Here is an 18,738-nt window from a genome sequence, read left to right as displayed (position 1 = left end):
TTTTTATTCATCGTTTGGTTGTTACTAACTACAAATAAATTTTTGCATTTGGTTAGGCAAAGAAACTTTTCGTATAAACGAGCATTTTTTGGCCAAATTTATTGGTATAGGAATTTTCGTAACTGGTTGTTGATAATTTCTCTTGCACTAGTAGAGATCTTTGCATCAATTAAAACAATTTTCTTACTACTTTTGATCAGTTCACTAGTGTTTTTGATCCTTTGTTTACGTAATTTGAAATACAGGGTCGGACCTGCTTCCAATTCCGTCTGGCTGTCTGGTTTAAATTTGTTAGTAATTATTTTTTCGTGTGTTTTTGTCTTCATCCTTTAAAATAAAAAGTCTTTATCACCCTACTCAAGCTGAGTTTGATGATAAAGACTTTTTTTAATGCAAACACAATCCCTGCTGATGCAAGGTAGTCAAAACCTCATCACGTTTCGTGACTTTATGATCCAATTTAGCAGAATTGACTTGCTCAGAAAATGAATCGATCCTTCGATTAGTATCACGCAGATCATAATACGTCTGAACGATAGCATCATATTTGTCTAACTCCGCAAAGTCCGGAGTGTAACTATATTCGTTTTCAAATATTTTGAAATCCAGTGGTATACGCGGCTTTAACTGAGGTTGTTGGTCAGGCACTCCCACCTGCAGCCCCAAAATCGGAAAAGTTAGTTGAGGAAGATTTAAAATTTCTACCATTTTTGCAGAATCATTTACGATGCTCCCCAAAAATACGGTTCCCAAGCCTAAACTTTCAGCCATATCAGCAACATTTTGTATTGCCAGTACAGTATCATCGTATGCTTGAAAAAAGACATCCGTATTATGCAGACGGCCGTCATCTTTGCCATGATGCTTCCTGATCTGTTGGTTACGATAAAGATCAACTATAAAAATAAATAAATCTCCGTTTGCACCAACATATTCTTGTTGGCAAATATTCCTGATCCTTTTCCTTTTTTCCAAATCAGTTACGTGTATTACCGAAGATTGTTGTAAAAACGACGAAGTAGCAGTCTGCCTAGCCGTTTCCATTAACAATTCAATCGTTTCTTTTGACAATGATCGATCCTTAAAGGCTCTGATCGTCCGCCTGTTTAGCAACAGATCTTTAATTTGATTATTCTTATCAGTCAACTTATTTACACTTCCTCAAGAAATTAAAAAAACAAACCATTTATAAGCAACAAATGACTTGTTTTTTATGACTTTAAAACTATTTATTTCACTTCAACGATCTTAACTGACATTTTCCCAGCTGGTGTTTCGATCTCAACTTGTTCGCCTAATTTATGTCCGATCAAGCCCTTAGCGATCGGGGAATCATTTGAGATCTTACCTTCAAATGGATCAGCTTCAGCAGCACCAACTATCTGGTACGTTTCAGGCTCATCATCATCTTCTTGAAAAGTAACTTCTTTACCAACAGCAACCTCATTTTTATCAATTGATTCACTGTCGATGATCTCGGCATAGTTTAACATGTGGTCAATTTCTTTGATCCGCCCTTCAACGAAGGATTGTTCATCTTTCGCTGATTCATATTCAGAATTTTCTGACAAATCGCCAAAAGAACGTGCAACTTTAATACGATCAATGACTTCTGACCTTTTGTTCGTTTTTAAATCTTCTAATTCTGCTTCTAACTTATTTTTACCTTCCAATGTCATTGGAAATGTCTTTTCTTCAGCCATTCTAAAAATCCCTTCAATTCAAAATTTTATAATTATTCTTATTGTTTTTAAAACCTACTGTACCACTTATCTTAAACGTTGGTATCCAACGCCTAAATTAGTATAACAAAAATATATCCTAATTCAATTTAAAATATTTTGCAAGTCTAACAATCTCAGTACAGACTATCATTAAAAGAAAACACAAACCGCAAATTGCATGCCGTTTGTGCACTTGGTCGCTTTTTTACTTTTGGGCCTCACGAATGATATCCCTAATTTTTGTTACTAGAAGGTCGATCGCCACTTTATTTTCTCCACCCTCGGGAACAATAACGTCTGCATAGCGCTTAGTTGGTTCTATAAATTGATGATACATTGGTTTAACAGTCTTCAGATATTGGTCGATCACTGATTGCAATGAACGGCCACGTTCTTTCATATCCCGTTGGATCCGACGAATGATCCGGATATCATCGTCAGTATCAACAAAAACCTTAATGTCCAGCAAATCACGCAATGTCGGATCACTTAAAACAAAGATCCCTTCTAAAATGATGACTTCGCGTGGATCTACTCGCTCAGTCATATCACTACGAGTAAAAGTTGAATAATCATACATAGGTTTATCGATTGATTCCCAGTGTGCTAATTTTGATAACTGGTCGATCAATAGATCAGTATCAAAAGCCGCAGGATGATCGTAATTAACCGCTCGTCTTTCGTCAAGGCTCATATCACTTTGATCGCGGTAATAAGAATCTTGTTCCAACATGAGTATCGAATGCCCATGCAACTGATCAAATATTGCGTGAGAAACAGAGGTTTTTCCGCTACCAGAACCGCCAGTAACACCAATAATAATTGGCCTTTCTTTTGTATTTTTTTCTGTCATTTCGTGTAGAGCTCCTATCCTAGTTATTTTTGTTTTCTATTTTAGAGATTATCTCTTGGTGTTGCTGATAAGTTTGGGAATAATATACTTTACCAGTTTTTGTATCAGCAAAGAAATATAAGTAATCCTTATCTTTATCTTGTGGAGATAATACAGCTTTAATAGAAGCTATACTAGGATTATTGAACGGACCGGGCCCAACACCTTCATTTTTATATAGATTATACGGAGAGTCTACCTTTAAATCTTTGTATGTCACTGTCTCTTTATGTTTGTTCAGCGCATAGAGAACGGAGATATCTGTTTGTAACTTCATATCTTCATCTAAACGATTTTCAAAAACGCCAGCGATCTTAGCACGATCTTTATCACTATCGCCTTCACGTTCAACTAGAGAGGCCAATGTCATGACTTTTTGTACGTTTTGTTTTTGTTTCTTGATCTGTGAATAATATGGTCTCATTTCTTGGTCAGTTTTTGAAACCATCTCTTCAACTAACTGCTTTAATGTTGTTTTTTTAGTAACCGTATATGTTGCTGGATATAAATATCCTTCTAAGCGGTAACGAACTTTCTTAGCATTAGCAGCAGATGAAAGCAAGTCAGGATACTTCTTTTGCAGGTCACTAATAAACTGCTCATCATTCAACAACTCCAAAAAATCTTTTTGCGAGAAACGGGTGCTTTGTTGAACGACCTTCCCGATCGTCTCTGCAGTAACACCTTCTCTGATCAATACGCGACCCGAATTTAATGGTTCGCGTGAACCACCCTTTTGCAAGTCATGTGCAATTGTATTCAAAGTCATTGACGGTTTTAGCTCATAATATCCAGCTTTAAAATTAGCAATTTTCTTTGATTTAACGTAATAATCAAACACAAAACCACTTTTGACGACCTTTTTTTCTTCCAAGATCGAGCCGATCTGCTTGCTGGTACTACCAACTGGAACTTTGACTTCTATCCTTTTATTAGATCCCGGTGCCAATGGCTTTAAACCAGATTTAAAGTAGCTGTAGCCCGAAACCGCTACAACTACCAACAACACAACTATGATCGATACCACAGTCCAAATCACACGTGATGCTAAAGTATTTTTTTTGCCTTTCGAATCCAACATTTAACCTCCTAGAAAAACTCTCCAAACTAGTATACCAAACGTAGGGCCTAATGTATATAGTCCTTGATTTAGCACCATTTTGTTTTTTGTTTTATTTTTCAGAATTGGAGCTGATCCTTTGTTTGCCAAAAAACCACAGTCATTTTAGTGAGATTATATCAAGATGCTGATACACCTTAACAAATACACACCAAAACCCGCGGTTTCATAAACAATATACAAGGCGCAATAAATTAATATTTTAAAGTTTTGTTAAATTATTCACTACTCAATTAACGTACAGTAACTTCTAATTCTTTCTGCAATTTTGTAATAGCCTTATCAAATTCAACAGTCACATCTTCGTCCTTTAAGGTAGCATTTTTATCCTGATAAACGAGTGTGTAAGCTAAAGATTTGAACCCTTTAGTAATATGTTCGCCTTGGTAATGATCAAACAAATAAACATCAACCAAATGCTGACCACCATTGGACCAGATAGAACTCAAGATCTGCTGGTTTGTAATTTCATTAGGAACAGCTAAAGCAACGTCCCGTGTGATCGTTGGATATTTTGAAATTTCCTGATATATTAGGTCATTTTTAGGAGCAGCAATGATTTTTTCGAGGTCTAATTCAAAAACATAAGTCCGTTTCAACTTATATTCTTTGGCCAAGCCGGGATGAAGTTCACCAACAAACCCCAGCTTTTCATCATTCAAATAAATGTCTGCGGTCCGCCCTGGGTGCATTTCTTCATGTTGGGCAGTTGCTGTAAAGCGGCCCCCTCGGGTAATACCTATAGAAGAGAGTAAGAAAGTTATGATACCTTTAGTCAAATAAAAATCAACCGGCTTTTTGTCTTCGTTCCAAGTAGCTTCATGGAACAGCCCGGTAAGTGCGCCAGCCACATGTTCAACTTCACGAGGCTTGTCATGACCTTCATCTCTAAAGAAAACACGACCTTGTTCGTACAAAGCAACATTTTCCACTTTACGTGCACTATTATATGCAAGATCATCCAGTAATCCACTAAGGAGATTCATTCTCAGTGTAGTATGATCAGAACTCATTGGAAAATCGAGCTCCGTTTGTACCGCTGGCTCCATTGCGAAACGCTGCGCTTTTTTAGGAGTCGTTAGCCCATACGAGATAGCCTGATCAAGTCCCGCACTTTCCAGTAAGCTACGCGTATCTCGAATTACTTGTTGAACTTTAGTATATTTACCAGGAGTGGCTTTTCCTTCCGGTAATGTGGCCGGCAGGTTATCATACCCGTACAAACGAGCTACTTCTTCGACTAAGTCTGCATCGATCTGGATATCCCATCTTCTAACGGGAACCTCAACAATGTAAGTCTCATCATCTTCAACCACTCCAAAGTCGAGTCTAGCAAAAATTTGTTTAACTTCTTGTGAACTCAAATCTGTTCCTAAAACGTGATTGATCCGGTTCAGTGAAATTTTTACTTTTTTAGAGCTTTGATCTGCACGTTCTTCACCAGCAACACCCGCTACGACTTGGCCATCTCCCAATTGTGCGATCAACTGAGCTGCGCTATCCAAAGCTTGCCTGACAGTTGCCACGTTGATCCCACGTTCGAAGCGCAGTGATGCTTCAGAATGTAATTTTTCTTTCCGAGCAGTTTTACGGATTCGGTGGCCGTCAAAAACAGCAGATTCTAGTGCGATCGTCTGTGAGTCTCTATCGATCTGTGTATTTTCGCCGCCCATTGTACCTGCCAATGCGACTGGAACACTACCGTTGGTGATCACAATATCATCAGTATTTAACTCACGTTTCTCACCATCTAGAGTCGTGATCTCCTCACCCGCCTCAGCAAGCCGGACTACGATTCTTTTGGTCTTTAATTTGTTGTAGTCGAATGAATGTAATGGCTGTCCGTAATCCATTAAAATATAGTTAGTGACATCGACAACATTATTGACTGGTCGAATGCCCGCATTCCATAACCGTTTTTGCAACCAAAGTGGACTTTCTGTTACCTTAACATCCTTAATGATCCTCATCAGATAGGTTGGAGCTAGCTCTTCTGGAGCTTCAGCCGTTAAATAATCAGAAACATCACTTTCACTCGTTTCGGAAAAATTCGGTTGTGGGAAAGTTACTTTCCTATCGTATAGGGCTGCAACTTCATTTGCGACTCCACGAATACTTAAGAGATCAGCACGGTTAGGTGTTATATCAATATCGATCACATCTTCATTCATTCCAAGATAAGAAAAGATCGCTTCTCCTGGGACTGCATCGTCCGGCAAAATATAGATCCCATCAGCGTATTGTTTAGGGACAACACTATCAGAAAAGCCGATCTCTTGTAATGAACAGATCATACCCATTGAAACTTCACCGCGCATTTTCGACTTTTTGATTTTATTGTGGCCTGCGATCCATGAGTTTGGAAGAGCAACGATCACATTTTGGCCGCTCGCTACATTGGGGGCTCCACATACGATCTGATAAGGTTCTTCTTCACCAACATCGACTTGACAAATTTTCAAATGATCTGAGTTAGTATGAGAGACTAAATTGTTGATATGCCCAACCACAATTTTCTTTTGCCCTTCTTCTAACCGTGATACATCATCAATTTCTACGGCGCTCAATTCTATCTTATTAGCCAAAGAATTTGCGTCAATGTCATCAACTGGCACATATTCATTCAACCATTTCTTTGAAACTTTCATTAAGATGACCTAACCTTTCTGCGAAAATTGTTCGAGGAACCGAACATCATTGAGATAAAACTCACGGATATCATTCACTCCGTATTTCAGCATGGCAAACCTGTCTGGCCCTAAGCCAAAAGCAAAACCGCCATATTCTTCTGGATCGATCCCAGCCATTTTTAAAACATTGGGATGGACCATCCCTGCTCCAAGAGTTTCTATCCAACCTGTATATTTGCAAACTGAACATCCTTTACCACCACACTTGAAGCAAGAAACATCTACTTCTGCAGAAGGCTCTGTGAACGGAAAGTAGCTTGGACGCATCCTGATCTCACGTCCTTCGCCAAATAAATGTTGGGCTAATTGTTGCAGTGTTCCTTTTAAATCAGCCATTGTTACATGCTTATCAATAACTAGACCTTCAACTTGATGAAATTGATGTGAGTGAGTAGCATCATCGGTATCGCGACGGTAGACTTTTCCAGGTGAGATCATTTTCAGCGGGCCCTTAGAAAAATCATGTTTTTCCATAGTTCTAGCCTGAACTGGAGATGTCTGGGTACGCATTAATATTGAATTTGTAATGTAAAATGTATCCTGCATATCTCTTGCCGGATGATCCTTAGGTAAATTTAACATTTCAAAGTTATAATGGTCTTCTTCGACCTCTGGGCCATCAACAACTTGATAACCCATGCCCAAAAACAACTTCTCAATTTGGTTGATAACTTGTTCAAGCACATGTGGTTGTCCTTGTTTTACGGGTGTACCAGGCAAAGTCACATCAATTTTTTCTTTTTCTAGTTTGACAGCAGTCCGTTCGATCTCTAATTCATCACGTCGTTGCGCAATGGCTTCACTGAGCTCATCCCGAACTTTATTTGCAAAACTGCCAACTTTAGGACGTTCTTCTGCAGGTAAGTCACGCATGCCACGCAAGACCTCCGTGATCGGTCCTTTTTTGCCTAATAGGTGCACACGGATATCATTGACCTTCTTGGCATCCGGAGCAGACTTTATCTCTGTTAAACCTTTATCCTTGAGTTCTTCAAGTTTATTTTTTAGATTCATTATTTTTCCTTCCTTAAAATTATTAAGATCGTCAATTCAAATAACAGCAAAGCAGGTTTACCAGCCGGTTAAAAAATGTCCAGCATTCCTACTGATGAGACCAAAAAAGAACCACTTAAACTGCTATTTTTATTTACTAATATTTGTTCGGAAAACGAAAAAGCCCCGTCCCTGAAAAAGGGACGAGGCTTCGCGGTACCACCCTTGTTTTATTATTAATAACAGCTAATAACAACACTTGGAGCTTGATAACGATCAGTACCGACCGTGACACTTTTCGCCAAAATATAGCTCCCAGTGCCAACTCAGGAAGTGAACTTCAACTATTTCCCAACAAAACGTTCTCAGTTAACCGTTTCTTCCTGTGATGGGCAAGTAGCTTACTTTTTTCCGTCTTCGTTTCAAATATTATTACCAGTTTACCTTTATTAAAAATGATAGTCAAGTTAGTCTGTACAATCTGCTAAAGTATACCATTTTTCTGCCCAGTCGTGGACTTGACCAATAATTCCGGCCAAATCTTCACCTTGCTCGGTCAGTTGGTAAACATCACGACAACTATCCTCCAACGGACTTTTAGTAACTAATCCTTCGCTTTCCAGTTCCTTTAAGCGTTCAACTAAGACACGGTCACTACACTTATCAACTTTATTAGCAATGTCTTTGAAGCGTTGTGGGCCTTCAGATAATAATACGTCAATGATCAGCCCATTCCATTTCTTACCAAGAATCCCAAAGGTTTTTTCAAAACGCGGACACAGCTCATAATCGCTATCCTTTTTGACTTCTACTGCCATAACGATCCACCTCCAAGCAAAAATCATCAAAATTAATTACAGTAAACAAAAAGCCCGCATTAGTAACATTCGAGCTTTCTAGCATCTGTTTCAATTTTACTCCTATTTACTTACTTTTGCAAAGCTTAATCGTTGCCTTAGATCTCCTTCAACCTTATCGGCTAAATGTCCACCATATTCAGAAGATGCAGAGTATTTATCGACTGCTGTGACAATAAAACCTTCAGGATATTTAGGAGGGCAAACAGTTGCACCCCACATATGCTTGATAATAATATCCTTTTCTAATGGACTAAGGTCTGTAATTTTTTCAGCATTTTTTAAAGCGATCCGCGGATGGATCCACGCATGGGTACCACGATCAAATTTAGTAGTCCGCCAGTCATAATAAAATAAATCATGCAATAACCCTGCACGAGCAGTAGCTCTTGCATTCAAATGTAGTTTTTTAGCGATCCGATAGCTGGTATAAGAAACATTAATGCAATGATCCAGGCGCGTAGTAGCATGATGTTGCTCATATTCAGAAAGTTTTTGAACCGCTGGCTCTTGCAACAATTCACCCACATAACTCATATATTCGGGATCTTGTTTCCATTTGACATTCATCATATTCGTCAAATTACCTCACTTAATTATTTTATTGATTTTCATGACCTAATCATAGTCTGGTAACCTTCAACTTGCAAATCATAACCGCTAAAAATAACAATGTTAAGCTATTCTTAATATTCAAGATCTTAACGCAAACATTAAAATACCAGCCGCCATAGCTACATTCAAAGATTCAGCCTGCCCTTTAAGCGGAATGTATAGATTCATAGAGGTTTGCCCTAATATTTCTTGACTCGCGCCATTTCCTTCATTTCCCATCACTAAAGCAAAGTCTTCATGCTGACCAACTTCATCATAGCTTCGAGCTTGTTCATTGAGCTCACTGCCGAAAACTGGAAAATGATTCTTTTTAAATGCCGTTATCCATGCTGATAAGTCACCTTCTAAGACTTCTATATGAAACTGACTTCCCTGCATCGAACGCACAAGTTTGGGCTGATAAATATCAACAGAGCCTTCACTTAATACCACGCCCTTAAAGCCGGCAGCATCTGCTGTTCTTACCATCGTGCCAACATTACCAGGATCTTGGATCGTGTCTAAAAAAAGCCAGGCGCCAGACATTTTTTGGGGTACCATTTCTTTTGTTTCATCGATAGCAACTACGCCAAATATCCCTTGTGGACTTGGAGTCGCACTCAACTGTTGAGCAACTTCGTCTGAAATTTCATATATATCGACTTCTTCAGGCAAACTTTGTTGCTGAGTTTGCGCCAAAGCATCTGAAGTAACCATTATTTCACTGATACATTCGTGTGCTTTTAGAGCTTCATCTAGTAAATGCCACCCCTCCAGCACATATTTACCCTGCTTTTTTCTACCCTTTTTTGTTTGTAATTTTTTCCATGTTTTTACTGTCTGGTTACCAGTTGATTGAATATATTTCATTTTATCTTCTCACTTTTAAGATATTTTAAGACAACTTCTTTGTAAAGCGCAAAACTGCACATTGTTTACCGTTCAAGTCTTTCTGAGTGCCGGTAATTACTTGGAGTTGATAGGTTTTAGTAACTTCTTTGATTAATTTTGTATCTGCAGCCGTTTCTTCAGCCGTTAGCAAAATTGCAGTGACAGAATTATTTTCTTCTGCATAAAAAGAGCGATATGTTTTAGCTTGGATCTTACTTAGCGCTAGATCGCCAGCAAAGAAATGCGCACTGATCCTAGCAGCAGCTTCAACACAATTTGTTGCAGTGTCAAGTAGGTCATCCTCATTTCGAAACGACATACCTGGATTATGGAAAATAAAAGCTAGCCCGCGCTTTGAAAAAGGCGCACAATCTAAAAGACGGATCCTCCCACTATCCTGATCATCCTTTGAATACAGTAATAAGTATAAACAACTTAATTCCATGTTGCGCCCGCGCATATTTAGCAAAGGTTCGATGTCATTTAATAAATTTAATTTACCCTCTTGCTTTAGTTGTCGATAAGAGATAATTTCTATTCTCAACGATGGATCCTGTATTTTGTTTTCAACAGACTTTGCGATATGTTTTTCAATATTTTTACTCATATAAAGTTCATATACCACATTGCCAACAGCTTGATACTTAATATTCACGATAGGTCACCCCTCACTCATTCCTATACTAATTATACAACGTAAAAGACCATCGCGTATATGCTTCTGTCTTTTTAACTTTAGTAGATCGAATCTACAAAAAAAACCTACTCCAATACTGGAGCAAGGCCTTAGGGGTTGTATTAATTTGTTTAGGGGGACAAATTAAATAGTTGTCAATAAAAGCAGTGCCTTTAATGTCAACGCAATAATTATAGCATAACGAAAATTCAACAACAACCCTTTTCAAAAAATGAATATTAAAAATTTATGATGAAGATCAGCACAAAAAAATCCTGTCATAATAAGCGACAGGAAGAACAGATATATAATATGTGCATAGTCACCGAAACAGCTGAATTATGTGATAGTTAGTAATAAATTGCTAAAAAGTTTGTGTTCCTGCAATTGACTATGCAAGTAGTATATAATTTTCTTCAGAAAAAGTCTATTACAAATACATTTCTTTTTGTTTACATTTCCAACAACCACCTGCTTTCAAAAATTATCTTTCACGGTTTAAGTGTAAGAATTACCTCCGTTATGACCACCCACCAGACCAGAACGTTCTAACATGGTCCCACCATGTTGCAAACTATGACCGAAGAACAACGCACTTGTACCAAATTTATTTCTTATTTGGTCTAACGTTTTTTCCAGCATTACATGCTTTTCTTGTTTTTTTACAGAAGTAAATAAATTCAGTTGCAAATCTTGTGTAGCGAGCAGCTTGCCATAACTGACCGCAATATTTCTAACAGTTTCTCCCTCCCAGTTTTTTCTAAATAACCTTAATAGATAACGGTTTAAAATACGGTTGTCACTGGTAGGATCAACCTTTACTTGTTGGGAAAAACCATTTCTGCCTGTTTTTTCAGCTGAAGAGTATGAATAACCAATGCTTAAACTGACACACATCGTCTGCTTATGCCTTTTTCTCAAACGAGCTGCAACTTGTTCGCCAATTTCTTGGATAACGACCTCGATCTCGTCTTGCTTGCGATAATCTCTTGGTAATACTTGTGAATTTCCTAAGCTGTCGTTTTTGACCCTGACCGGTTTTTCTAAGTCAGTCCGATCGATCCCCCAAGCTAACGCCAAAAGTTGTGTTCCTATTATCCCCATTTCTTCCTTTAACATATATGGAGTAGCATGGGCTAGATCTTTCATTGAATAAATCCCCATTTTATGCAAATGCTTTTCAGTCCTGCTCCCAATGCTCCACACATCTGACAACTTAGTGATCGGCCAAATTTTTTCGGCATAATCAGCATAACTTAGTCTTCCGATCAAGTTAGGAGAATGCTTGGCAAATAGATCTAGTGCTAATTTAGCTTGGAGTGGATTCTCTCCAATACCAACAGTAGTGTACAATCCTAACTGTGCACGAACAGTTGCTTGGATCTGTTTAGCAACCTCTATGGGGTTATTGCCAAACAACTGCCATGAATAAGTCAAGTCAAGGATCGTTTCATCAATAGAATACGGGACACAATCGATACCTTGGGTATAATGTCGAAAAATTTCATTGATCTCAAGATTCTTTTCAATGTACAAGTTCATGCGCGGAGGCACTATCAACAGGTCATCATCTTTCGGCAGATCACGCTGGCGACTAACATTGCTGATCCCATACATTTTTTTAGCGACTGGCGAAGCAGCCAAAATAAGCCCCCCATTGGTATTTTCCTGTTCGGATAATACAACTACGGGAGCCTCTAGTGGATCAAGCCCTCTCTGTGCGCATTCAACACTAGCATAAAAAGATTTATTATCTATTAGAAAGAAAACACCGTGTGGCTCATTTGAATAATCCATGATTGTCCCTCCGAACGTTTGTTCCTAATAACCATTATAGGAACCTTTGTTCGGAATGTAAATAGTAAATATCTCCAAATCCTTATTGTATTTCACAAATGACCATTAAAAAGACAAGCTGTAGTAAAACTTCAGCAAGCTAGCACTAACGAGCACCAAGTTTATATCACAAACTATCTATGTGAACTTGCTATTTGATAGACTGAGCCTCCTGTTTCATTTAGAGTAAAAAAAGCCCACAATAGACCGTGGACTTTAACTACCGTTGAAAGTTAATTTTTCTATGCTGGAGGGTTACATACTTTGCATGGTTGTAATCCTCGTGCTTTAGCATCTTTCAGTGTAGTCGAAGTAAAATTTCCTCGACCATGAGGATGCGTGTGGTATTTATCTCCTGTAGGAGTTACATATACTCGTACGTTTTGTTGATCATTTTGCTGATTTTGTTGCTGGTTTTCTGCACTTTGTTGTTCTTGACTACTACTATTAGCCTTTGGTTTAGAATAATTAGAAGCTCTCCTTGCCTGGACCGCGCCGGAAACGTTGCTTGAACCATCAGAATAATTTAGTTTAACACCGTCTTGCACATTAAAAATGAAAACATTAAACGATATTTGGTTATCACCAACGGACCTGGCCATCATATGTACTCCTCGAGCTAACAATTCGTTGCCACGAAATACTGGAGTAACCGAGTATCTAACATAATTAGTACTACTCTGCTCAAGATATGCCTTGGTATCCATCTCAAAACGCAACATTTCGGGACTATTTAATTGCCGTGTACCAGTGATCAAATTCTTCCAATTATCATTTTCAGCGGATAACGCCCAACCAATCAAATGGGACCTATTATAAAGGTAGCCACTTGATATTCGTTTATTCTTCCAACCAGTAGGAGTCACATCAGAAATACTTTCACGTTCTTCACCAGAGCGTGGCATTGTTGCTTGACTCAACATTGCTTCAGCAGAAGTAGCACGATTCAAACTATCAAGTTCACCATATTTTTCCCACGACCCATTCTTAGTAGACATATCAGCCTGGCTAAACGTCGGTATTCCATTATTAACATTGATAGTTTGGGTTCCTTGGTACTCTAAAGTCGCAAGGTTTTTATTTGCTGCACGGTTTTGCTGTCGCACTCTACTTTGAGCCTGTTTTTTTGCCAACCGTGTCTGCTTACGCGAATCCTGTTTCTTTGATCCCTGCTGCTTGTCAGGCTCTTGCCGTTTTTGCTCAGCTTTTTTTGCTTTCTCGGACGTTCGTGGTACAGAAGTTTTCCCTTTTCTGACTGTCTTTTTGGTTTTTTGGAGCTTTTTCTGTGAAGATACCTGCTCATTTTTTTCTCCACTATCTGCTTTTTCAGGTTCTTCAGGAGTCAGCATTCCAAATATGAAAAAAGATAAGATCGAGGTCACAAGTACTGCCCATTTAATTTTCCCCCTACGCCTCTTTTTGCTAAACAGACAAAAAACAAAATAGAATAAGGCTCCAAGTGCTATTAACATAAAAAAAGTATCCATTAAATTTCCCCTCCTAAAAACTTAACTACTAACTTTAGCGGCTTATTAAATAACTTGGTGTGTCAAATTATTTAACATTTCATATAAACCCTTAAGTTATTAGCTCTTAACTTCATACTAATGATAGCATTAATGAGCCCGCGCAGGGATTTTAGGCACTCGATAAAAAACGCTCAGACATTTTTCGTGCACCATTTGTGCACATGACCTACTATTTTTATTGTTTTTAACGGTAAGTCAAAAATAAAAAGCCTTTAGAATAGGTATTCCAAGGCTTCTACAGTGGTTCTATTTTATACTAAAAAGGAGAGTACAGGATTTGAACCTGCGCGCCGGTATTAGCCGGTTCGCCGGATTTCGAGTCCGGTGCATTACCACTCTGCCAACTCTCCACAACAAAAATAATTATACCAAACATTAAACATTATGACAATATAAATTTAATGTGATCTGTATATGTCGCTTAAAAATACCCATCCTTCCAGCAAGGATGGGTTTAAAACTATGTGCACTACCGAAGCAGCAATGAAGATAAATCTTCAGGCGCGTGACCTTATGTCTAGTATTATGATAAGGTAATTTATGTTCTTAGTCAACTCAAGACGTAAGGAAAAATTTATACTTTTTGCTAATTCATTATATTTTCAGCAAAAAATTTCAGTACTTTCTTTAGATAGCACAACTTTTATTGACTTTAGAAATAGCATAAAATGTGCTAACATATACCATACGTTCTGTATTTAGTGTCGTATCCCTCAGTTATAAAAATTAGGAAGTGAAATTTTGGTTAAACATAAAATACCCTCCATAACCTTGTCTTTCTGTATAAGTTCCTTGGTAATGTTTTTCTTCTTACCCATGTTTGAGCCAAATATAAACGCAGCCAGCAGTGAGGCGAACAGTATTGTCAGCCAAGAATCTTCAGAGTCACAGAGTGATGGATCCCAAGAGAATGATGACATTCAAAATTCGGAAACGTCTGAAACAATAACATCTGAAAGTGAAGAAAATGGTAATGGATCTGATCAAAGTACCTCTGAGAACAGCTCAGGACTATCTGAGACCAGCTCAACAAGCTCCAGCTCTGCATCAGGTTCATTTTCTAGTTCATCTTCTGAAAGCGAACCTTCTAACTCATCTTCTGAAAGCGAGTCTACTAGTTCGTCTATTGACTCCAGTTCCAGTTCGAATTCTGATTCCAGTTCAAATTCTGATTCCAGCTCTGGATCTACTGGTTCTGAGAATAGTTCAACTGAAACTTCATCTGAAAATAGTTCAAATGGATCTGCTTCAAGTGAAAATAATTCATCCGCTGAAAATCAAGCACCAGCAGCTAATTCTAGTTCGGGAAGCGGCCCAAGTTCAAGTGCTGATTCGGTCAGAAACGCCCCCCTACGACCAAGTAGAAATAGTCAAAAAACTCAGACAAGTTCATCTACTTCGGTCTCGGAAACCGATAAGACTTCAATAGGCTCCCAAAATAATGAAGTTAGAAAAATAACTGACACTTATAGTAAGGCACAAAATTTAGCTGCTGGAAATTATAACAATAATTCAAGCTCTGACAAAAACCCCGAACAAAGTGAAAAGCCGGATGCCAATATCGTTGATTTCACAAATGGATCGACCGCCTATGCACCACCTTCTTCAACTATATTGAAAGATGACTCACACTTTACTTTAAATTCGTTCTTGTATTTTGCCGCCGTCTTTTTGATAATATTGATATATACTTTCTATGCAGAAATTCAAGACAGTCGCAAATATAAAATTGAAAATCACTCACACGAAAACAGGCGCAGATAAAAAGGTATTAGATTAAAATTACTACCCTTGTGCATTTTCCGTTTGTGTTAACAATGTCTATATCCTCCCACTGCTTCTTGCAAAATGTTTGTTTGCTGCTAGGGGTTTTGGAAGGTCGTAGTGGGAAACGAAATGTGGCTAAAAATTGGTAGGAATTATAACCGCAAATGCAAATATAGTTAAAAGTCGGAGGAAGTTTTAACCGCAACGCAAAAAGCGGTCAGAACTTAGCCAAAGTTATAACTACAAATTCAAAAGCGGTTAAAAGTCAGTATAAGTTATAATCGCAAATGCAAAAGCAGTTAGACGTCGGTCAAAGTTATACCCGCAAAATAATTCAGACAAAACTGGTAACATTCACGAAAACAATTTAGTGATGATGCCAAAAAAGCAGTGTAACGGAAAATATAAAATTCCATTACACTGCTTTTTACTGTTACAGCAACGCTTTTTATTGATTCCTTACTCCAACTCTCTCGAACTGAGAACCAAAAAATAAATTGATCATTTGAAAATGACCAAAATTCTCCTCTAATTCATCTAGCGAAACATTGCCTTCCTGTGGTTTTGTTTCAATAGAAAATTGCGGATCAATATGAAACGCATATTTTTGAATCTGCATTAATTCCGGATGAAACATTAGATTGACCGCAAAACTTCTTTGATTTTGCTGCTCATTTTTAGGAAAATCAAGCCATAATTTAAAGCGCGTGAACTTCCCTTCATGAAACTTAATATCAAGTGTTTTAAGGAATTCATAGTCAACATAATTATAGCTGTGTCCGCTAACAAATTCTTCGTTGATACCGACAAACTTTGGAAGTTTGATTTTTAGGACATACAGATAACTGTTATTTTTATCTACTCCCAAAAAATTGTTTGCGCTAAGTTGATATACTGCCATACAAAAATCCTCTCTCAATATGCTGGTATTCATCCTATCAATCTTGCACGAATAATTCAAATAAAAATTACTTTTTGTAAGTGTATCCATTTACACAACAACTACAATTATCCAAATCAAAATAAAATCTTTATGTAAAAAGGAGGATAAAGTGATTCTAAAATCACTTTATCCTTAAACAGTTATAGAAATCAGGTGGTCTTCACCACCCACCTCATTTTATTATGTCCCCTTGTCTAGTCAAACACCCTTTTGCGATTCTTAACTATAATTTAGATTGCCGTTGAAGGCCGACCCGTGTCCAACCTAGCTAAGAACAAACTTTAATTACTTTCATCTTCAGATTGCAAAACAGCCATGAATGCTTCTTGTGGGATCTGAACGGTACCGACATCTTTCATGCGTTTCTTCCCACGCTTTTGTTTCTCCAACAATTTAGCTCTTCTATCGGGATCACCAGTGTGAATACGCGATGTTACATCCTTACGATAAGCCTTGATATTTGTCCGCGCGATGATCTTAGATCCCGTTGCTGCTTGAATCGGGATCTCAAAGTTTTGCCGCGGGATAATTTCTTTAAGCTTTTTAGTGATCACACGTGCACGTTCCTGAGCAAACTGTTTATGGGAAATAAAGCTCAAAGCATCTACCTTGCTACCGTTTAACAAAATATCGATCTTGACCAGATCACTCGGCTGCTCTTGGTCAAATTCATAATCCAATGAAGCATAGCCACGTGTATTTGATTTTAACTTATCAAAGAAATCAAAAATGATTTCTGCTAACGGCATCTTATAGATCACATTGACGCGTGTATCGTCCAAATAGTCCATGGTAACGAACTGCCCCCGCTTGCGCTGACATAGTTCCATCACCGCTCCGACATAATCATTAGGCACCATGATCTCTGCTTTCACAAATGGTTCATTGATTTGAGCAATATTAGCGACTTCTGGCATATCCGCAGGGTTCGACACTTTAACATAGGAACCATCAGTCAATTCCACATTATAGGTAACGGCGGGTGCCGTTGTGATCAGATCCATGTTAAATTCACGCTCTAACCGTTCTTGAATAACATCCATATGCAACAAACCTAAGAAACCACAACGAAAACCGAAACCTAATGCTTGTGACGTTTCCGGTTCGAATTCTAAAGCAGCGTCATTCAACTGCAGCTTTTCAAGCGCTTCACGTAAATCATTATACTTAGCATTATCCGTTGGGTATAAACCAGAATAAACCATCGGGTGCATTTCACGATAGCCTGATAAAGGCCTGTCTGCGGGTTTATCAGCATTTGTAACTGTGTCACCTACTCGTGTATTCTTAATATTCTTGATGCTGGCAGTCAAATAACCAACATCACCGGCCAGCAGAAAATCACGTTTGAGTGGCTTCGGTGAATTTACTCCGACTTCAGCGACTTCATATTCCATTCCGCTATTCATTAATTTGATCCGCTCACCAGGTCTAACTGTCCCTTGAGTGATCCTAATACTCAAAACGACTCCGCGATAATCATCGTAAATCGAATCAAACACCAGTGCTTTAAGAGGTGCTTCAATATCGCCAGAAGGTGCAGGTACCTGCGTGACGATCTGTTCCAGCATTTCCGGAACGCCTTGGCCAGTTTTTCCTGATGTCAAGACCGCCTCAGATGCGTCTAATCCAATCAAATCTTCGATCTCTTGTCGAACCATATCAGGCTGAGCTGAAGGGAGATCGACTTTATTGATAACCGGAATAATTTCTAGATCGTCATCAATAGCAAGATAAACATTTGCTAGAGTTTGTGCTTCCACACCTTGGGCAGCATCGACCACTAACACCGCCCCTTCACAGGCCGCTAATGAACGAGAAACCTCATAAGAAAAATCAACGTGGCCAGGTGTATCTATTAAATGAAAGATATAATCTTCACCATCTTCGGCGTGATATTTTAGTTCAACAGCATTCAGTTTAATAGTAATTCCACGCTCGCGCTCAAGATCCATGGAATCTAAAAGCTGAGCTTTCATTTCACGATGAGAAACAGTATCCGTCAATTCTAAGATTCGATCAGCAATGGTTGATTTACCATGGTCGATATGAGCTACGATCGAAAAATTGCGTATATGCTTCTGACGCTCCTTCATTTCTTCTATATTCATTTAGTAAATTCCTGCTTTCTCTTCTGTTATCTTCCTAACGTTATATTATAGCCTGTTAGGGGCTTGACAGTCAATTTAGTTAATTTCAACTTGTTTTGTAAATATGTTTCCAGTT

General features: G+C 38.3%; 16 protein-coding genes, 1 tRNA gene and 1 other annotated feature. Of the genes, 1 reads left to right on the top strand and 16 read right to left on the bottom strand.

Annotated features, from left to right (window positions below; genetic code table 11):
* Positions 1 to 98 precede the first annotated feature (98 nt).
* From AC3XNE_RS09610 to AC3XNE_RS09545, 14 genes are all read right to left on the bottom strand, one after another.
* Positions 99 to 326, bottom strand: coding sequence for a hypothetical protein (locus AC3XNE_RS09610; protein WP_489831850.1), 228 nt, complete (start codon positions 324 to 326; stop codon positions 99 to 101).
* Positions 327 to 387: 61 nt separating this feature from the next.
* Positions 388 to 1,146 carry an NADPH-dependent oxidoreductase gene (locus AC3XNE_RS09605; RefSeq protein WP_489831849.1) on the bottom strand — a complete coding sequence of 253 codons (759 nt, stop codon included), beginning with the start codon at positions 1,144 to 1,146 and terminating at the stop codon, positions 388 to 390.
* An 83-nt stretch (positions 1,147 to 1,229) separates the two neighbouring features.
* The gene (gene greA / locus AC3XNE_RS09600; protein WP_489831848.1) at positions 1,230 to 1,703 is read right to left on the bottom strand and encodes a transcription elongation factor GreA; all 474 of its coding nucleotides are present in this window, start codon (positions 1,701 to 1,703) and stop codon (positions 1,230 to 1,232) included.
* Between the two features lie 226 nt (positions 1,704 to 1,929).
* Positions 1,930 to 2,577, bottom strand: coding sequence for a uridine kinase (udk, locus tag AC3XNE_RS09595; RefSeq protein ID WP_489831847.1), 648 nt, complete (start codon positions 2,575 to 2,577; stop codon positions 1,930 to 1,932).
* 19 nt (positions 2,578 to 2,596) lie between these two features.
* Complete coding sequence (gene mltG, locus AC3XNE_RS09590) at positions 2,597 to 3,697, bottom strand: endolytic transglycosylase MltG (protein WP_489831846.1); 1,101 nt, start codon at positions 3,695 to 3,697, stop codon at positions 2,597 to 2,599.
* 272 nt (positions 3,698 to 3,969) lie between these two features.
* Positions 3,970 to 6,384, bottom strand: a complete 2,415-nt coding sequence (pheT, locus tag AC3XNE_RS09585; protein ID WP_489831845.1) for a phenylalanine--tRNA ligase subunit beta — start codon at positions 6,382 to 6,384, stop codon at positions 3,970 to 3,972.
* Between the two features lie 9 nt (positions 6,385 to 6,393).
* Entirely contained in the window at positions 6,394 to 7,440 is a 1,047-nt protein-coding gene (pheS, locus tag AC3XNE_RS09580) for a phenylalanine--tRNA ligase subunit alpha (RefSeq protein ID WP_489831844.1), read from the bottom strand.
* Between the two features lie 175 nt (positions 7,441 to 7,615).
* Positions 7,616 to 7,846, bottom strand: a binding site (T-box leader).
* Between the two features lie 40 nt (positions 7,847 to 7,886).
* A complete protein-coding gene (locus AC3XNE_RS09575) occupies positions 7,887 to 8,237 on the bottom strand; it encodes a winged helix-turn-helix transcriptional regulator (RefSeq protein WP_489831843.1) in 351 nt (116 codons plus the stop codon).
* A 102-nt stretch (positions 8,238 to 8,339) separates the two neighbouring features.
* Positions 8,340 to 8,849, bottom strand: a complete 510-nt coding sequence (locus AC3XNE_RS09570; protein ID WP_489831842.1) for an HD domain-containing protein — start codon at positions 8,847 to 8,849, stop codon at positions 8,340 to 8,342.
* A 120-nt stretch (positions 8,850 to 8,969) separates the two neighbouring features.
* Complete coding sequence (locus AC3XNE_RS09565) at positions 8,970 to 9,740, bottom strand: TrmH family RNA methyltransferase (protein WP_489831841.1); 771 nt, start codon at positions 9,738 to 9,740, stop codon at positions 8,970 to 8,972.
* Between the two features lie 25 nt (positions 9,741 to 9,765).
* A complete protein-coding gene (locus tag AC3XNE_RS09560; protein WP_489831840.1) occupies positions 9,766 to 10,416 on the bottom strand; it encodes a hypothetical protein in 651 nt (216 codons plus the stop codon).
* A gap of 519 nt (positions 10,417 to 10,935) precedes the next feature.
* Positions 10,936 to 12,234, bottom strand: a complete 1,299-nt coding sequence (locus AC3XNE_RS09555; protein ID WP_489831839.1) for a Y-family DNA polymerase — start codon at positions 12,232 to 12,234, stop codon at positions 10,936 to 10,938.
* 281 nt (positions 12,235 to 12,515) lie between these two features.
* Positions 12,516 to 13,760, bottom strand: coding sequence for a DNA/RNA non-specific endonuclease (locus AC3XNE_RS09550; protein ID WP_489831838.1), 1,245 nt, complete (start codon positions 13,758 to 13,760; stop codon positions 12,516 to 12,518).
* 304 nt (positions 13,761 to 14,064) lie between these two features.
* Positions 14,065 to 14,152 (bottom strand) — tRNA-Ser (locus AC3XNE_RS09545).
* 448 nt (positions 14,153 to 14,600) lie between these two features.
* On the opposite strand from AC3XNE_RS09545, the gene AC3XNE_RS09540 reads away from it, so the two are divergent.
* On the top strand, positions 14,601 to 15,566 hold the full coding sequence (locus tag AC3XNE_RS09540) for a hypothetical protein (RefSeq protein WP_489831837.1): 966 nt from the start codon (positions 14,601 to 14,603) through the stop codon (positions 15,564 to 15,566).
* A gap of 451 nt (positions 15,567 to 16,017) precedes the next feature.
* Here AC3XNE_RS09540 and AC3XNE_RS09535 read toward each other — a convergent pair whose 3' ends face one another.
* A complete protein-coding gene (locus tag AC3XNE_RS09535) occupies positions 16,018 to 16,470 on the bottom strand; it encodes a hypothetical protein (RefSeq protein ID WP_489831836.1) in 453 nt (150 codons plus the stop codon).
* A gap of 323 nt (positions 16,471 to 16,793) precedes the next feature.
* The gene (lepA, locus tag AC3XNE_RS09530; RefSeq protein WP_489831835.1) at positions 16,794 to 18,623 is read right to left on the bottom strand and encodes a translation elongation factor 4; all 1,830 of its coding nucleotides are present in this window, start codon (positions 18,621 to 18,623) and stop codon (positions 16,794 to 16,796) included.
* Between the last annotated feature and the right edge of the window lie 115 nt (positions 18,624 to 18,738).

The organism is Ligilactobacillus sp. JN-6 (Y).1 (genome assembly GCF_058111525.1).
This window is presented reverse-complemented; position numbering and strand designations above follow the sequence as displayed.